Here is a 15294-nt window from a genome sequence, read left to right on the forward strand (position 1 = left end):
AGGTTCCTCCTCGGGGTCCGCGCCCCGGGTAGACGGACGCGCCGGCGGGAGTTCCTGGCTTCCGGGATCTCTCCCGGTCACAGTGGCGGGACCGCCCCGGACTCTCACCGGGTTCCTCCACCTGCCGACGCGTGGGTTCCAGCTCACTCTCCGGTGCGGCCGACCCGGCGTCAAGGTGACGTGCGCGGCTCAGAGCCGCTTGGCCGTGCGGAACGCCTTCGCGTACGTCCCGGACCCGTCGATCAGCGAGACCCCGCCCGCGTCGCCGAAGGTCGGGCCGTTCGCCACCTTGCGGCTGGACAGCACGCGGTGGTGCCCGTCGCCGTCGATGCCCAGGTAGATGCCCGTGTGCGAGACCTGTGGGCCGAGCTGCGGCTCGAGGTTGAAGAACAGCAGGTCACCCGGCTGGAGCCGGCTGAAGTCCGTCACCTGCTTCTTCTCGTCGGGTATCAGCGTGGTGCCCGGCCCCAGCTCGGCCAGCGCCCACGCCCGCCGCGGCAGGCCGGGGCCCTTCGTGTTCGTGCCGAGCAGCGGGTAGCCCGCCCGGTAGCCGTAGACCATCCGCACGAACCCCGAGCAGTCGAGGGACCGGGCGCGCCGCGGCTCCGCGGCCTCGTGGACGCCGTCCGGGAAGTCCCAGCCGATGCCCAGGTAGTCGTAGAAATCGGACTTCTCGAGCCGCCCCTCGGCGCTGTCCGGGCCGAAGCTGGCGTCCCCGGCCACGCGCAGCTTCTTCACGACCTGGTCGGCCGCGCCGTCGGTGTACTGCAGCGCCATCGCGAGCACGTCCGGGCCGGTGTCGGCGGCCGCCTTCGGGAACCAGCCGGTGAACCACGGCTCCTTCTCCGCGCCCGCCTGCCACGGCTGCGGCGCGAGCCGGATCCAGGCCGTCGACGTGATGCCGGCCGTGGTGAACTTCGGCTCGGTGAACGTCCGGGACCGGCCGGTCAGCATGACCGTGCGGGAGCCGTCGGTGAACGACGCCAGCTGGGCGCCCGCCCCGTCGCGCACGATCGTCCGGGCCGGGTCGGCCAGCCGGTCGTAGGTGTAGCCGCCGGTGACCGCCGCTCCCGAGGGTGCGGGCGACGCCGAGATGGCCGTGATGTCCTGCCGGTCCTGCGTGGCGACGTACAGCGCGGCCGCGCCGGACAGGCCGATGACCGCGGCGAGGACGCCGATCCGGACCGCCTTGCGCATCGTCACCTCACACCGTCGGGACCAGGCCGATCAGCACGCCGCTGATCAGCACCGCGTAACTGGCCAGGCTGACGCCGCCGGTGGCGAGCATCGTCGCCACCGGCTTCTGCCGGACCAGCTGGTAGGCGACCAGGCCCGGCACCACGAACCCGAGCGTCTGGTGCACGAACAGCAGCGGGAAGTCGGCCTGGAGGAAGAGCAGCAACGTCGTCTGCAGCAGCACGCCGAGCAGCACGACCGCGGCGAAGAGCCGCTTGCCGTACAGGATGACCATGCGCTGCAACGCCTTCGTGCCGCCGAAGGTCAGCGCCGTCATCAGCACGATGATCGCCGCGCGCCGGTAGTCCTCGACCATCGTCAGCGCGATCCAGCCGGGCGTGATCATCCCGCCGGGGGACAGGTTCGTCGTCAGGTAGCAGACCAGCGACAGCAGCAGGCCGATGGCGAGCCCGACGGTGGCGACCTCGGGGGCGAGGGACGTGGTGAGCATCAGGAGACCGGTTCCAGTTTCGCGAGTTCCTCGATGAGCAGTTCCCCCTGGCCGTGGATGTTGCCGATGGCGATCAGCGACGCCTGCCGCTCGACGCCGCCGACGATCCCGCGCAGCAGTTCCCGCGGCGAGCGCGAACCACCGAGGTCGACGACCCGGTCGTGCCACTCGCTGGGGATCGCGGCGCGGGCGCTGCGGGTCGGTTCGCCGATCAGCACGACGCGCTCCGGGGCGATGCGGGGGATCAGCGCGCCCATCTGGCCGTTGCGCTCGACGCGGTCCGGCCGGCAGTTGATGATCACGTGCAGCGGGTGGGAGATCGCGCCTTGCGCGCGGAGCTGGTCGATGTTCATCAACGTCGATTCGGGGTCGTTGGCGGCGAAGACGTTGGCGAAGCGCAGGTGGCGGCGGCCGGCGCGGTACTGGTGGACCTGGAGCACGCCCGGGTCCGGCGGTGCGGCCCACATGCCGTCCAGCGCCAGCTGCCGGTTGACGCCGAGCAGGTCCGCCACGGCGAGCGCGATGGCGACGTTCTCCTTGAAGGTGATCCAGCCGAAGCCGCGCATCTCCTGGTCGGACACGGATTCCGGGTCGACGGCGATGAGCTCGCAGTCCCGTTTGGCCGCCTCCTCCTGGAGGATGTGCAGCCGGTCCTTCTCCGCGGTCAGGCAGATCCCGCCGACCGGCATCGAGCGGGACAGCGAGCGGGCGACGTCGTCGAGGGTCGGGCCCATCTCGGCGAGGTGGTCTTCGCGGACGTTGCACAGCACGCCGATGGTGGAGCGGATGAGCTTGCTCTGGTTGATCTCCTGCAGGTCCGGCATCACGGCCATGCATTCGATGACGAGCGCGTCGGGCCGGTAGGCCGCGGCGCGGCGGACGATGCCGATCTGCTCGACGACGTTGGCGATGCCGAACTTGCGGTAGACCGGCTCTTCGCTGCCGTCGGGGTGGATGAACCGCGCCGCCGTGCCGGTGGTCTTCGCCGTCGTGACGAGCCCGCCGCCGCGCAGCGCGCCCGCGCAGAGCCGGGTGATGGAGGACTTGCCGCGGATGCCGTTGACGAGCACGCGCGTCGGGATGCTGTGCAGGTGCCGGTAGTGCTGGCGCTGTTCGGCGATCCCGGCGGTGAGCATCGCCGCCGATGCCAGGAGCAGCACGACGTAGAGGAACGTCACGTCAGACCCCGGCCCCGTCCAGCTCGATGCGCTGGAGCAGCACGGTTTCGTCGGTCGCCGCCCCCACCGGGCGCCGGACCTCGCCGAGCCGGTCCCGGCCTTCGGTCAGGGCCTGGCGGCAGATCTCGACGCAGGAGGCGATGGTGCCGATCTCGTCCTGCCGCTGCGGGTAGACGACGGCGCCGGTGTCGCCGCGGGCGATCCGCCGGGCCTCTTCGCCGACCCGCCGCAGCGGCCGCACGACGACCAGGAAGTGCCAGGCGAACAGCATCAGCGCGACGACGGCGGTGAGCAGGGCGGCGACCCGCGCCCCCGAGCGCACGGTGTTGTCCGCGAGCCCGAGCGAGCCGATCGGCTGCTCGGCGACCACGACCCACTTCAGCGAAGCCGCGTTGCCCTTGTCGGCCAGGCGCTGCGCCGCGACGAGCGCCGACGACGTCGTCTGGCGGGCGTCCTTGCCGGCTTGCGCCGCGTCGACGCTCTTGATCAGCGCCGGATCGGTGAGCGCGTCGAAGGCGAGGTAGCCCTCGGTGTCGGCGATGGTCCGCTTGCCCTCGTCGACGACGCGGACGCGGCCGCCCGCCGGCCCGAGCAGCGCGGCCATCCGCGGCACGTCGTACTCGCCGACCAGGACGTTCTTCGAATCCGGCAGCGGCGTGAAGGCGTAGACGACCGGGACGCGGCCGCTGGTGTTGTGCTGGCGCAGCCCCTCGCCATCCGGCAGCTTGCCGGGGTCGCGCAGGGACTCGCGCCCGGCCTGCAGCACCACCGACCCCTGCTCGTCGGCGACGTAGACGCTGCGGAACCGGCTTTCGGTGCCGGCCAGCTGGTCGAGCATGCCGCGCAGCCGGTCCGGCTGCTTCCCCTTGCCGAGCCGCGCGACGGACTGCAGGTCGGTGAGGCCCTCGGCGAGGCTGCGGCGCAGCGTGTCGGCCGAGCGCGTGACGCGGACGCCGTGTTCGCTGAGCGTGGTCGGCGAGACCTCGGCGTGCTGCCGCCCGAGCGTCGCGGCGACCGCACCGGACCAGCCGAGCAGCGCCAGTGCGACAGCCGCGATGACGAGCTGGGCGGAGAGGAACGGGCGGACCGGCTTCGCGGGCTTGCGGCGGCGGAGCCGGCAGCGGTAGCGCTCGACCGCGGTCGTGAGGACGTTCACTTCGCGGATCCGCGAGGGCCGGACCGGCTTGCCGAGCCCGCCGGCCGCGACGGCGAGCGCGTCGGTGCGCAGGCGGCGGATCGGCGCGACGACCGCGCGCCGCAGCAGGACGAACCCGAGCACGGCGAGGACGAGCAGCGCGGCGGCGGGGATCAGGCCCGGCCAGCGGACCGGCACCGCGTCGACCGGCGAGCGGCCGAACGAGACGACGGACAGGCCGAGGCTGCCGCCGGTGCCGGACGGCGAGACCGGGGCGTAGGCGACGACGGGGGCGCGCTTGCCCGCCGCTTCGGCGTCGCCGGTGAGGACGCCGGCCTGGCCCGCGGCGGCCGCGGTCGAGGCGCGGGCGAGCAGTTCCTGCGCGGGCCGGTCGGTCGCGGCGACGTCGGTGCCGTGCGTGTGCAGCACCGCGCCGTCCGAAGTGACCAGGCGGACCTGGGTGCCCTCGGCCAGTTCGCCGCCGATCCCGCGCAACGCCGTCGAGACGACGAGGAGCTTGCCGGCGCGGGTCCCGGTGAGCGGGAGCGCGGTCAGCACGAGCGGGGTGTCGCCGGGGCGGGCGACCGGGCGGACGGTGAGGTTCGTGACAGCGACCCCGCGCAGCGTCTCCACCGGCACCGGCTCGCCACGCGTGGCCAGCACCTTCTGCGAAGCCAGGTCGTAGACGGCGATGCCGCGCCAGTCGTCGTAGGTTTCCCCCAGGCGGGTGAGGAGCGCGTCGTCGTCGGCGGTGTCGAAGACCCCGGAGCCGGCCGCGACCTGCAGGTCGCCCGCGGCGGCCGTCGCCGACGTCGCGACGCTCTGCGCGATCCCGGCGGTGGTGCGCTGCCTGCTCGCGGTGACCTCGTCGGAGACCCGGCCGGCCCGGTCGTCGGCGCGGACCAGGGAAAGCGGGCCCGCGGTGGACAGGTACAGCGCGGTGAAGGCGGCGATGAGCAGCAGCAGCGCGAACGTCGTCGCGGACGCGACGCCCACTCCGCGCGGGAAACCCGCTTCCGGGATCTGCGCGCGCAACCGGGCGACGCGATCGCCGTGCGGTGTTGGCCGGTTCACCTGGGTCCCCAGGGCCCTTTCGGTCGAGCGATCCCGGAAAGTAACGGGCCACAGGGGCCGTTAGTGGAAGGTCCACTCTTTCGGGTCACGTGAAGGTCTCGAAGTTGTCAGCGGTGACCGTACAACTGACCCCATCGTGGGACAAACGGCGGCACGGAGTGACGACTGGGCAGAGTAAGTACACTCCTGGTGGTGATCAGCCGCCCTCGGACGTTGCTCAGCGTGGCCGGCGTGGTCGTGGCCCTGGGGCTGGTCCTCACATTGGTGCTGGTCCTCGGTGACGACGAGCGACCGCAGCCCGTGCCGGAGGCCGGTTTGGATTCACTCGTAACGAAGTTCACCGCCGGGCTGTCCGCTGACCAGGAGTACCGCTCACCGAAATCCGACGAACGTCGTACGGCGGCCGCGGGGTTCGCCGCCGTGGTGGATCGCCGCGGCACGGCGGACTTCGAGAAGCTCGGCTTCTCCGTGCGCGACGGCGTCGACCCGGCGACCGGGCGGCCGTACACGATCGCGGTGAACGAAGCCGGCGGCGACCGGGCGTGGGGGATGTACGTCATCGACCGGTCCGCGCCGCCGTCGCTCGTGGTGGAGGTGCCGCACCCGGCGTTCGACCTGCGCACCGAGCTCTTCGGCGTCGACCTGTTCCGGCGCGTGCCGGGCGCGGTGCTGCTGGTGGCGGGCGCGCACCGCAAGGCCGGCGACGGGAAGGCCGACGTCGCCCACGAAGAGGACTCGGTGTTCCACGTCGTCGCCACCGCGCTCGCGGGGCGCGGGCTGCCGCAGGTCCAGCTGCACGGCTTCCACGACCAGAACCTGCCCGCGACCGACGTGGTGCTCTCCTCGGGCGCCACGGTCGCGGGGGACGCGGCCCGGCGCGCGGCCGACCGGCTGACGGCCGACGGGTTCGCCGTGTGCCGCGCGTGGGAAGAGCGCTGCAAGGGCCTGGAAGGCACGACGAACGTCCAGGGCAAGATGGCCGCCTCGGACGACACGGTGTTCCTGCACGTGGAGATGAGCCGGACGGTCCGCGAGGCGCCGGACCGGCGCGCCGACGTCGTCCGCGCGCTGACCGAAGCCGACCTCACCAAACCCTGATACTTTTTTTCGACCGCGACGGGTGATTGACACCACACCCCTGCGCCGTAAAGTGCGGAGGCCGGTCGTTCTCGTATTCCACGATTTCGACGGAATGGGGTCATGGGGGCTCGCAGCGCGACCGGCCCGCAATTCCGATCTTTATTCGGGGAGGCCCTTCGTGCGTCGGAAACAACGAGTGGTGGCGATCGCCGCGGCGGCCGGAATGGCATTCCCCGTCCCGGCGGTGGCCGCGGCGGCGACCACGGCTCCGGCGGCGGACGGCCAGTCGGTCACGCTCGTCACCGGCGACCGAGTGCGGGTGCTGCCCGGGGCGCGCGGGGCGGCGGCCGCGGTCGTGGTCGAGCCCGGAGCGGGCCGCGGCGGCATCGGCTTCCTGCGCGAGACGAGCACCGGCGGCCGGCCGGGCGACGTCACCGTGGTGCCCGCGGACGCGCTGCCGCTGCTGGCCGCCGGGCGGCTCGACCCGCGCCTGTTCGACGTCTCCGAACTGCTGCGCCAGCACCTGGCCGACCCCGAACCGGGCCTGCCGCTGATCATGACCTACGCCGCCGGGCCGCGGCCGGCCGCGGCGGCCGCCACGACCGTCCGGGACCTGCCCAGCGTGCGCGGGGCGGCCGTGCGCCAGGACCGGCGGCGCGGCCCGGAGTTCTGGACCTGGCTCACCGCGTCCCCGGGCACGCTGCGGCCCGGCATCGGCAAGGTGTGGCTGGACGGCCTGGCCACCCCCGCCCTCGACGTCAGCGTGCCGCAGATCGGCGCCCCGGCCGCCTGGCAGGCCGGCTACACCGGCAGCGGGGTCACCGTCGGGCTGCTCGACACCGGCGTCAAGGCCGACCACCCGGACCTGGCGGGCAAGGTCGTGGCCGCTCGCGACTTCACCGGGACCCGGCCGGACGCGAGCGACGACCTCGGCCACGGCACGCACGTCGCGGGCATCATCGCCGGCACCGGCGCCGCCTCCGGTGGCCGCTACCGGGGCGTGGCGCCGGACGCGCGGCTGATCAGCGGCAAGGTCTGCGTCGCCTACGGCTGCCCGGAGTCGGCGGTGATCGCCGGCATGGAGTGGATCGCGCCGCAGGTGCCGGTGGTCAACCTCAGCCTCGGCGGCGACGCGACCGACGGCACGGACCCGTTGTCCCAGGCGGTGAACACCCTCACCGCGCAGTACGGCACCCTCTTCGTCGCCCCGGCGGGCAACGACCGGACGCTCGACCTGCCCGAGCCGCTGCCGGTCGTCGCGCCCGCCGCGGCCGACGCCGCGCTCGCCGTCGGCAGCGTGTCCGCGACCGACGTGACCAGCCCGTTCTCCAACCGCGGGCCGCGCCTCGGCGACTACGGGGTCAAGCCCGACCTGTCCGCGCCCGGTGAAGGCATCGTCTCGGCACGGGCCGCGGGCACGCGGGACGGCGACGCGGCGCCGGTCGACGCCGACTACGCCCGGCTGTCCGGCACGTCGATGGCGGCGCCGCACGTCGCCGGCGTGGCCGCGCTGCTGCGGCAGGAGCACCCGGACTGGACCGCCGGCCGGCTCAAGCCCACGTTGACCAGCACCGCGCAGCCCACCGGCGACGTCGCGGGTCAGGGCGCGGGCCGGGTGGACGCGGCTCGCGCGGTCACGCAGCAGGTCTCCGCCACCACCGGGAGCCTCGGCTACGGCTTCTTCGCCTGGCCGCACACCACGCCGGTGACGAAGACCGTGACCTACCGCAACGACGGGGCCACCGCCGTCACCCTCGCGCTCACCAGCTCCGACGGGCTCGTCACGCCGTCCGCGGCCACCGTGGTGGTCCCCGCGCACGGCACCGCCGACGTCGCCGTCACCCTCCGGCCCACGGCGGCGGCGACCGGCCCGCACAGCGGCCGGCTGAGCGCGACGGCGCCCGGGATCGCCGTGCAGACCGCGTTCGGCGCCTCCCTCGAGCGCGAAAGCTACGACGTCACGGTCCGGCTGACCGGCCGCGGCGGCGGGCCCGGCGCGGGCATCGCCAAGCTCGTCAGCACCACGACCGGGGAAGCGTTCGGCGTCCGGCCGATCGGGGCCGACGGCGTGGCCGTGGTCCGGGTGCCCAAGGGCAGCTACGACCTCAACGCGTTCGACGTCTCGGGCCAGGCGGTGACCCTGCTGTCCAAGCCCGGGGTCGCGATCACCGCGAACACCTCATTCACGCTGGACGCCCGCACGGGCAAGCCGGTGCGCGCGGTGGTCGACCACGCGGACGCGCGCCTGCAGTCGGGCGAGCTCGGCCTGGTGTCGGGGAACCCGGCCGGCGACCGCACCAGCACGCTCGCCTGGCTCGTCCAGCCCGGCAACGAGCTGTTCGCCGCCGGTTCCGGGCGCCAGGTCACCGACCACACCTACGCGATGTACCTGCGGGCCACGCTGGCCGCCCGCGAGCCGGGCACCGATCCGGCCGGGTACGTCTACCAGCTGGCGCTGCTCGAACGCGGCCGCGTGCCCGCCGACCCGGTGTTCCGGGTGCGCGACCGGGACCTCGCCGTCGTCGATGCCCGCTACCGCACCCAGGGTGGGACCACGGACGGCCTGCGCGTCGACTACGCGTCGTTCGGTTTCCCGGGCGCGGACAGCGGCGCGTACCAGATCCTGCCGCACACGCTGCCGAGCCGGCGGACCGAGTACTACACGCCGGGGCCGTCGGTGAGCTGGCAGCACATCCTCGCGGTGTACCCGCCGGACCTGACCGACTCGGAGAACCAGTTCTCCTACCGGACCTACCGGCCCGGTGCCCAGCGCGCGGACTGGAACAGCGGCCCGGTGGGGCCCGCGTTCGGTGCGCCGCGGGACGGCTGGGGCGTGCTGCGCGCGGGTGACCAGCTGACCTACGCGATCCCGGTGGTCTCGGGCAGCGACCCGGAGCAGTACAGCGCGCCGCCGGTGGGCCTGTCCGGCACGGCGACGCTGTCGCGCGGCGGGGTGGAGCTGGGTACCAGCCCCGATCCGGCCTTCGGGGCGTTCACCGTGCCCGCCGGCGCCGGCCCGCTCACCCTGCGGTCCGTCGCCACCCGCAGCGTGCCGTGGTCGCTGCTCGGCACCCACGTCGACGTGGCGTGGACGTTCCGCGACACCGGCGAGGCCGTTCCGCTGCCGCTCATGGTGGTCCGGGCGCAGGGCGCGCTCGACGACGACAGCCGCGCTCCGGCGGGCCGGCCGTTCCTGCTCGCGCTGACGGCGCAGCGGCAGCCGGGCGCGGGCGCGTTCCGCCTCGCGGACCTGCGGGTCGAGACCTCCGCGGACGACGGCACGACGTGGGCGGACGCGCACGCGATCCGGCTCGGCGACGGCGGCCTGGCGGTGGTGCGCAACCCGGCGGGGGACAGCTTCGTCTCGCTGCGCATCACGGCCCGCGACACCGTGGGGAACAGCGTCACCCAGACCGTGCTCAGGGCGTACCGGACGACGTCAGCAGGGTGACGGCGGCGAGGTCGGCGGCGGCGGACGACCACCGCGGCAGGGCTGGGGCGCCTCGGCGTCGGCAATGGCGTCAGTGGAGTGACGGCGGCGAGGTCGGCGGTGGTCGGGTTCGTGCCGTTGCGCGGGTCCGTGACATCGGGCGGGCGGCGCGGCCGGCGTGGGCTCAGGGCGTACCGGACGACGTCAGGGTGACGACGGCGAGCGGGACGGCGAAGGCGGCGGTGGTCAGCAGCCGGAGCACCCGGCGGTGGGCCAGCCACTCGCCGTCCCAGCCGCCCTCGGTGTCGTAGCGCGTGTTCGCCGTGGTCATCAGGGCCCGGCCGAGCCCGAACCCGGCGCCCGCGGCCAGCGCGGCGGGCAGCGGGGCGGTGAGCGCCACGGCGACCGCGGCGACGTAGGGCAGGCCGCTGGGCAGGTAGGTGCGGACGCCGGTGCCCATCTCGAACCCGAACTGCAGCGGGCCGAGGTGCCGGCCCAGCCGGAAGACGGTGTCGGGTACCAGCCGCCGGTTCTCCGGCAGCCGGAACGACCACACGCCGGTCTCGCGCAGCAGCACGGCGGCCAGCGCCACGGCCACCACGCCCCAGCGGACGGCGACCGGCAGGGGCGCGCGCAGCAGCGATCCCGCCACCACGAGCACGAGGGCGGTGAGGGCGCCCCCGCAGACGAGTCCCGCGCAGAACGCCAGTGTCGGTGTGCCCCGCCAGACCGGCGAGCTCAGCACGGAGGCCGAGTTCCGGCTTCAAACGGAGCCGCTGGTGGCGAAGCCGGCGGCCGCGCACAGGACGAGCCACGCACTCGGCAGCAGCCAGCCCGGCGGCGCGAGCACGGCCGCGCCGGCCACGGCCAGCGCCGCCACCACGAGCCCGCCGGCGATCGTCAGCGGGTGCCAGCGGCGCCGGGGGAGCGCCGCGGTCAGAGCTCGGCCCGGCAGATGGTCAGGTAGGTCTGCCCGGTGCTGCCGTCGCCCCAGAACGTCGAGAACCCGTCCGAGCAGCGGTAGACCTTCTTGTCCGGCGTCGTCCACCGCCACGCGTTCTTGGCGATCGTCTGGCCGCAGGTGTTGGACAGCGGCTGGTGGTCGACCTGCACGCCGTTCTCGTTCCACGTGCCGTACTTGTGCCAGCCCGCTTCGCAGTAGGTGCTGCCACGCCAGTAGCCGCCGAAGCAGGCGGCGTAGGTGTTGACGTAGGTGCCGCTGGTGTCGAGCAGCTCGGGGTAGCCGGTGGCGTAGGCGTCCCGGCAGTCGTTGCGGTCCCAGCCCTGCATGCCGTCGGGGCCGGTCTCGGCGTTCGCGCGCCGCAGCCGCGACAGGCCGGACCAGTCGAGCGCGGTCGCGCCGATCGTCAGCACCCCGAGCGCCACCGCCCGCAGGAACGTCCGGCGGGCGGTGGTCCCGGGCAGCTTCGACCCCGCCCGCGTGCGCCCGGCGTCCGGCTCCGCCCGGTCAAGCTCCGGAATCCGCGCCAGCTCGAGTGCCACCGACATCCCCTCCTGCCGTCGGGCCGGCCCAGCCGGCCAAGGTCGTGTCCACGTCGCCCGCGCGGACCGGGAGCCGCAGCCGCCGGACGCGGCCGTCCTCGTCGGCCAGCATCAGCACCGGCGGCGAGAGGTGCGAGACCGAGCGCCACGCTTCGGCGTCCGAGACCACCGGCAGGCCGCGGGCCAGGTCCTGCCACGCCGACGCCGGTTCGTGGGTCAGCAGCGTCGTCCCGGCGCCCAGCTCGGCCAGCCGGTCGACGACGGTCAGGCAGAGCGGGCAGCCGGAGTCGACGGCCGCCACGACCCGGCCGGCGAACCGCGGCCCCAGGACGACGTCCGGCGGCGCCGCCACGAAGCCGTCGGACGTCCGGGTGACGATCCCGCGCAGCAGCCGCACCTCGCGCAGCACCGCCGCGAGGCCGAAGAAGAGCACGGCGATCGCCGCCCAGGTGATCAGCAGCACCGCGGTCGACGTCGTCATCGGCGCTGCCAGCCGACGTCGAGCTCGTCCAGCCAGTCGAGCCGCTCCCGCTCGGTCTTCGCCGCGGAGTCCGCGAGGTGGACCTCGGCCACCCCGGCCGCGCAGCCCAGCACGAACGACCGGGCGTTCGTCTTCCACACTTCGCCGTGCTTCGTGCGCGCGCCGGCGTGCGGCGGGATCAGCGCGGCGGCCTCGCGCGGGGCGGGGATGGACAGCGAGCCGTGGTCGCGGACCACGACCACGAGGTGCTCGCCGGCGGGGTCGAGCAGGGTCGCCGGCCGCGGCGTGACGACCATGCCGCCGACCTGGTCCTCGATGCGCAGGGAGCCGAACAGGCCGGCCACGCGGTCGCGGTGCGGCGCCGGACCGGCGTACACCGTCATCAGCTCGTGGTAGTCGCCGAGCAGGGTGGCCACGGACGACTGCCCGTCGGCCGCCTCGGCCACGACGACCTCGCGGCCGTGCACGAGCAGGCGTTCGCGGGTGCGGGCCGGCGCGACGCGGGTGCACGCGAAGTCGTGGTAGCCGCGCGACCCGATCTGGAAGCCGGTGCCGTACGAGCCGCCGACGAACCGGATTCCGGCGACGACGTGGGAAACCGGGGCCCCCGCGGAAAGCCCGACGGTGACGCGGCCGCCGCTCGGCGCCGTCAACCGCAGTGTCTGGATCGCCATCGGACCTCCGATTCGGCGGATATTCCGCCTTGCGAGACTAACCGACGAATTCGGCTCCGGTCACGATTGTTCGGCCATCGGGCGGCGTGCCTGCCGCCGAATGGGGACGGCAATTCTGCCAGCGAATAACATACCGCTCCGTGAATGTTTTCTGGACGGCGGCGATGACCGTTTTGTCCGCGACGGGGGCGATTCTTCTGGTCGCGGCCGGGCTCGGGCACGCGGTGCGCCACCGGGAACACCGCGCGGTGCTGCGGGCGCACCGCCTGCTGCCCCCGGCGCTCGCCGTCCCGACGACGCTGGTGGAGCTGCTGGTCGGCGCCGCCGTGCTGCTGGTCCTGCTCGCGGTTCCGGCGGCCGCCACGCCGGCCGTGCTTGCGCAGGCTGTCCTATACGTCGCGTACGCCGGTTACGCGGGCGTGCTGCGCGTGCGACGACCGGGCGTGCCGTGCGGCTGCTTCGGCACCGAGGCCGTTTCGTGGGCCGTGGTGGCGAGAGCGGCCGTGCTCGCCGCGGGCAGCGCCGGCTGCGCGGCCCTCGGGACGGCGGACCCGCTGTGCGTGGCAGCGGGCGCCGTCCTCGCGATGGCGGCCTACCTGTTTCGCTGACGCCTCACGCGGAGCGTTCTCCGAGGCGGGGGAACGGCTTCGTGGAGAACAGGACCTCCACCGAGACCTCGAAGAACTCCGCGATCCGCAGCGCCAGGTAGAGGCTCGGGCTGTACTCGCCGCGTTCGAGGTAGCCGATCGTCTGGTAGTGCACGCCGAGGGCCTCCGCGAGCTGGCGGCGGGAGATCGACCGCTCCGCGCGCAGCATCGCGATCCGGTTGTAGACGACCTCACTCATGACTACCCCACACGCTGCATGGCCTTCTCCCGCCGTTCGGCCACCGACGAACCCGCTTCGCGCCGCGCCATGCGGCGGAGCAGGACCGGGGCCAGTGCCAATCCGATCACGGCCCACGCGACGAGCACGGCGAGGGTCGGCAACGGCCGCCACGACTGGCCGATCTCGACGACCACCGCGGTGTCCGGCAGCAGCGCCGAGCGCATGCCGAGCCCCAGCCAGTACATCGGGAACACCTGCGCGACGCCCTGCACCCAGCCCGGCAGCGCGGTGACCGGGTAGAAGATCCCCGAGATCGCGCCCAGGCCCATGATCGGCAGCGTGATCAGCGCGATCGACCGCGGGCTGTTGGTCAGCGAGCCCAGCGCGGCCCCGAGCGGCAGGGTCGCCACCAGCCCGAGCGCCAGCACCCACACCAGGTGCAGGTACGACCAGCCGCCGTCCGGGGCCAGCGAGTCGAACAGGAACAGGCACGGGATCAGCACCAGCAGGATCGAGGTGACCTGCGCGATCGCCACCGCCGTCGTCTTCCCGACCAGGTAGCCGAGCATGCCGTTCGGCGTCGCCTTCGCGCGCAGCAGCGTGCCGTCCTCGCGGTCGATGGCGAGGTAGCCCGCCGTGCTGTTCAAGCCGTTGAACACGATCCCGGCGCCGAGCACGCCGGGCACGGTGGCCGCGCCGAGCGAGAAGCCGGTGCCGGGCAGGGTCGCGTTGCGCATGAAGAACAGCGCGCCGAGGAAGAGCGCGACGAAGACCAGCTGCCCGACGACGTCGTCCCGGTTGGTCCAGGTCTGCTTGAACTCGATCCAGCCGCGCGCCAGGCCGGTGCGCAACGCGGCGGTCTTGGCGTTCATCGCGCACCCGCTTCCTGGAGGCCGAGCTCCGTTTCGCCGGCGGTCTCGGCGCGGTGGACCAGCGTCATGTAGGTGTCTTCCAGCGACGCCCGCCGGACCTCGAGGTCCGCGACCGCCTCGCCGTGCTGCTTGAACAGGTCGTACACGTACTTCGTCGCTTCGGTCGTCGAGTGCACGAAGCGCTGGTCGCCGACGCTCCAGCGGACTTCGGCCTCCCCGGCGATCTGCCGGCTCAGCTCGTCGGCCGAGCCGTCGGCGATGATCCGGCCGCCGTTGAGGATCAGGATCCGGTCGGCCAGCTTCTCGGCCTCGTCGAGGTCGTGCGTGGTGAGCAGGATCGTGGTGTCGAGCTCGTCGGAGAGCCGGTGCACGAGGTCGTGGAACTCGCGGCGCGCCTCGGGGTCGAAGCCCGCGGTCGGCTCGTCGAGGAACAGCAGCTCGGGCCGCCCGACGATGCCGATCGCGACGTCGAGCCGCCGCCGCTGGCCCCCGGAGAGCTGCTTGAGCTTCTTGTGCGCGTGGTCGGTCAGCCCGACCGCGCCGATCAGCTCGTCGACGTCCCACGGCCGCGGCATCGACGGCGTCGAGTACGGCGCGTAGTACCGGCCGAGGTGCGCGAGCAGCTCCCGGACGCGCCACTTCCCGTGGTCGCGCCAGGACTGGAGGACGACCCCCAGCCGCGCCCGCCAGTCCTCCCCGCCGTGCGCCGGGTCGGTGCCCAGCACGCTCACCTCGCCGGCCGACCGCATGCGGAAGCCTTCGAGGATCTCGATCGTGGTCGTCTTGCCGGCGCCGTTGGGCCCGAGCAGGCAGACGACCTCACCGCGGTACGCCTCGAACTCGACCCCGTGCAGCACGTCGTTCGCGCCGTAGCGCATGCGTAGCCCGCGCACGCGGACCACCGGATCGGCTGGATCTCTCATCGCGCGTCACCCCCATCTGACTGATGCGATCGAATGTAGCACACCTACTACATTCGATCAGAGTTCTGCTTCGGCGGGAACTTGACCCGCGGTCATCCGGTTCGCCGGGCATGGGTACTTGGCTGGGGCTCGCGCTCCCGGGTGGCGTCGTGGTCCTGCTGGTCGTGGCCGCGATCGAACTGCGGCCGCGCAAGGACGGCTCGCGCTTCAAGGCGCGGCTGTCCGCGACGTACGTCGAGGAGACGACCGCGTTCCTCTACGGCACCAAGCGGCGTGAGCTGGAACACCGGGAAACGATGTCGATGCTCGTCGAGCAGGACGCCGAAGGGGCGCCTCCGTGGCGTGACGTGGACTTGGACGCCGGGATCGCGAAGATCCGGCCCCGTTCGGACCCGCCGGGGCCGGAAAACGGCCAGCTACAGTGACCCC

General features: G+C 73.5%; 15 protein-coding genes and 1 riboswitch. Of the genes, 4 read left to right on the forward strand and 11 right to left on the reverse strand.

All coding sequences use genetic code 11. From position 1 onward, the window contains the following. Positions 1-29: 29 nt before the first annotated feature. A riboswitch (cobalamin riboswitch) is annotated at positions 30-158 on the reverse strand. Positions 159-189: 31 nt separating this feature from the next. Genes AB0B33_RS20650 through AB0B33_RS20665 form a run of 4 tightly spaced genes read right to left on the reverse strand, consistent with a single transcriptional unit; the run spans position 190 to position 5074 of the window. Further along, complete coding sequence (locus AB0B33_RS20650) at positions 190-1197, reverse strand: NlpC/P60 family protein (protein WP_360774157.1); 1008 nt, start codon at positions 1195-1197, stop codon at positions 190-192. A gap of 7 nt (positions 1198-1204) precedes the next feature. After that, positions 1205-1687: a poly-gamma-glutamate biosynthesis protein PgsC/CapC gene (locus AB0B33_RS20655; RefSeq protein WP_247019884.1), complete on the reverse strand. Its 483-nt coding sequence runs from the start codon at positions 1685-1687 to the stop codon at positions 1205-1207. After that, a complete protein-coding gene (gene pgsB, locus AB0B33_RS20660) occupies positions 1687-2865 on the reverse strand; it encodes a poly-gamma-glutamate synthase PgsB (protein ID WP_360774035.1) in 1179 nt (392 codons plus the stop codon). Before pgsB ends, AB0B33_RS20655 begins: the two co-directional genes overlap by 1 nt. 1 nt (position 2866) lies before the next feature. Continuing rightward, positions 2867-5074 carry a HAMP domain-containing protein gene (locus AB0B33_RS20665; RefSeq protein WP_360774038.1) on the reverse strand — a complete coding sequence of 736 codons (2208 nt, stop codon included), beginning with the start codon at positions 5072-5074 and terminating at the stop codon, positions 2867-2869. A gap of 192 nt (positions 5075-5266) precedes the next feature. Between AB0B33_RS20665 and AB0B33_RS20670 the strand changes: the two genes are divergently transcribed. Further along, positions 5267-6172, forward strand: a complete 906-nt coding sequence (locus AB0B33_RS20670; protein ID WP_360774041.1) for a hypothetical protein — start codon at positions 5267-5269, stop codon at positions 6170-6172. A 205-nt stretch (positions 6173-6377) separates the two neighbouring features. Beyond that, positions 6378-9605, forward strand: a complete 3228-nt coding sequence (locus AB0B33_RS20675) for a S8 family serine peptidase (RefSeq protein WP_360774044.1) — start codon at positions 6378-6380, stop codon at positions 9603-9605. Between the two features lie 163 nt (positions 9606-9768). Here the strand turns inward: AB0B33_RS20675 and AB0B33_RS20680 are convergent, their stop codons facing one another. From AB0B33_RS20680 to AB0B33_RS20695, 4 genes are all read right to left on the reverse strand, one after another. Continuing rightward, positions 9769-10329 (reverse strand): hypothetical protein, encoded by a 561-nt coding sequence (locus AB0B33_RS20680; RefSeq protein WP_247019894.1) that lies wholly within the window; start codon positions 10327-10329, stop codon positions 9769-9771. A 191-nt stretch (positions 10330-10520) separates the two neighbouring features. Next, positions 10521-11087: a hypothetical protein gene (locus AB0B33_RS20685; RefSeq protein WP_360774047.1), complete on the reverse strand. Its 567-nt coding sequence runs from the start codon at positions 11085-11087 to the stop codon at positions 10521-10523. Further along, entirely contained in the window at positions 11053-11568 is a 516-nt protein-coding gene (locus AB0B33_RS20690; protein WP_360774050.1) for a hypothetical protein, read from the reverse strand. Before AB0B33_RS20690 ends, AB0B33_RS20685 begins: the two co-directional genes overlap by 35 nt. After that, positions 11565-12242 carry a hypothetical protein gene (locus AB0B33_RS20695; protein ID WP_247019900.1) on the reverse strand — a complete coding sequence of 226 codons (678 nt, stop codon included), beginning with the start codon at positions 12240-12242 and terminating at the stop codon, positions 11565-11567. Before AB0B33_RS20695 ends, AB0B33_RS20690 begins: the two co-directional genes overlap by 4 nt. 140 nt (positions 12243-12382) lie before the next feature. On the opposite strand from AB0B33_RS20695, the gene AB0B33_RS20700 reads away from it, so the two are divergent. After that, on the forward strand, positions 12383-12850 hold the full coding sequence (locus tag AB0B33_RS20700; protein ID WP_360774053.1) for a MauE/DoxX family redox-associated membrane protein: 468 nt from the start codon (positions 12383-12385) through the stop codon (positions 12848-12850). Positions 12851-12854: 4 nt separating this feature from the next. On the opposite strand, the gene AB0B33_RS20705 is transcribed toward AB0B33_RS20700, so the two are convergent. The 3 genes from AB0B33_RS20705 to AB0B33_RS20715 are packed head-to-tail and all read right to left on the reverse strand — an operon-like array spanning position 12855 to position 14865. Next, positions 12855-13088, reverse strand: a complete 234-nt coding sequence (locus tag AB0B33_RS20705) for a helix-turn-helix transcriptional regulator (protein ID WP_043784651.1) — start codon at positions 13086-13088, stop codon at positions 12855-12857. Between the two features lie 2 nt (positions 13089-13090). Beyond that, a complete protein-coding gene (locus tag AB0B33_RS20710; RefSeq protein WP_247019905.1) occupies positions 13091-13942 on the reverse strand; it encodes an ABC transporter permease in 852 nt (283 codons plus the stop codon). Continuing rightward, the gene (locus AB0B33_RS20715) at positions 13939-14865 is read right to left on the reverse strand and encodes an ABC transporter ATP-binding protein (protein WP_360774057.1); all 927 of its coding nucleotides are present in this window, start codon (positions 14863-14865) and stop codon (positions 13939-13941) included. The genes AB0B33_RS20710 and AB0B33_RS20715 overlap by 4 nt, the downstream gene beginning before the upstream one ends. A gap of 110 nt (positions 14866-14975) precedes the next feature. Between AB0B33_RS20715 and AB0B33_RS20720 the strand changes: the two genes are divergently transcribed. Continuing rightward, the gene (locus AB0B33_RS20720) at positions 14976-15290 is read left to right on the forward strand and encodes a DUF6191 domain-containing protein (RefSeq protein ID WP_360774060.1); all 315 of its coding nucleotides are present in this window, start codon (positions 14976-14978) and stop codon (positions 15288-15290) included. Positions 15291-15294 lie beyond the last annotated feature (4 nt).

Origin of the sequence: Amycolatopsis sp. NPDC049159, from assembly GCF_040648295.1 — a bacterium.
In the GTDB taxonomy this organism is placed as follows: Bacteria; Actinomycetota; Actinomycetes; order Mycobacteriales; family Pseudonocardiaceae; genus Amycolatopsis; species Amycolatopsis pretoriensis_A.

Excerpts from the sequence above, each read along its gene's own strand:
- AB0B33_RS20650 (WP_360774157.1), bottom strand. The coding sequence starts at position 1,197 with ATGCGCAAGGCGGTCCGGATCGGCGTCCTCGCCGCGGTCATCGGCCTG.
- AB0B33_RS20655 (WP_247019884.1), bottom strand. The coding sequence starts at position 1,687 with ATGCTCACCACGTCCCTCGCCCCCGAGGTCGCCACCGTCGGGCTCGCC.
- AB0B33_RS20675 (WP_360774044.1), top strand. The coding sequence starts at position 6,378 with ATGGCATTCCCCGTCCCGGCGGTGGCCGCGGCGGCGACCACGGCTCCG.
- AB0B33_RS20690 (WP_360774050.1), bottom strand. The coding sequence starts at position 11,568 with ATGACGACGTCGACCGCGGTGCTGCTGATCACCTGGGCGGCGATCGCC.
- AB0B33_RS20695 (WP_247019900.1), bottom strand. The coding sequence starts at position 12,242 with ATGGCGATCCAGACACTGCGGTTGACGGCGCCGAGCGGCGGCCGCGTC.
- AB0B33_RS20705 (WP_043784651.1), bottom strand. The coding sequence starts at position 13,088 with ATGAGTGAGGTCGTCTACAACCGGATCGCGATGCTGCGCGCGGAGCGG.
- AB0B33_RS20710 (WP_247019905.1), bottom strand. The coding sequence starts at position 13,942 with ATGAACGCCAAGACCGCCGCGTTGCGCACCGGCCTGGCGCGCGGCTGG.
- AB0B33_RS20715 (WP_360774057.1), bottom strand. The coding sequence starts at position 14,865 with ATGAGAGATCCAGCCGATCCGGTGGTCCGCGTGCGCGGGCTACGCATG.
- AB0B33_RS20720 (WP_360774060.1), top strand. The coding sequence starts at position 14,976 with ATGGGTACTTGGCTGGGGCTCGCGCTCCCGGGTGGCGTCGTGGTCCTG.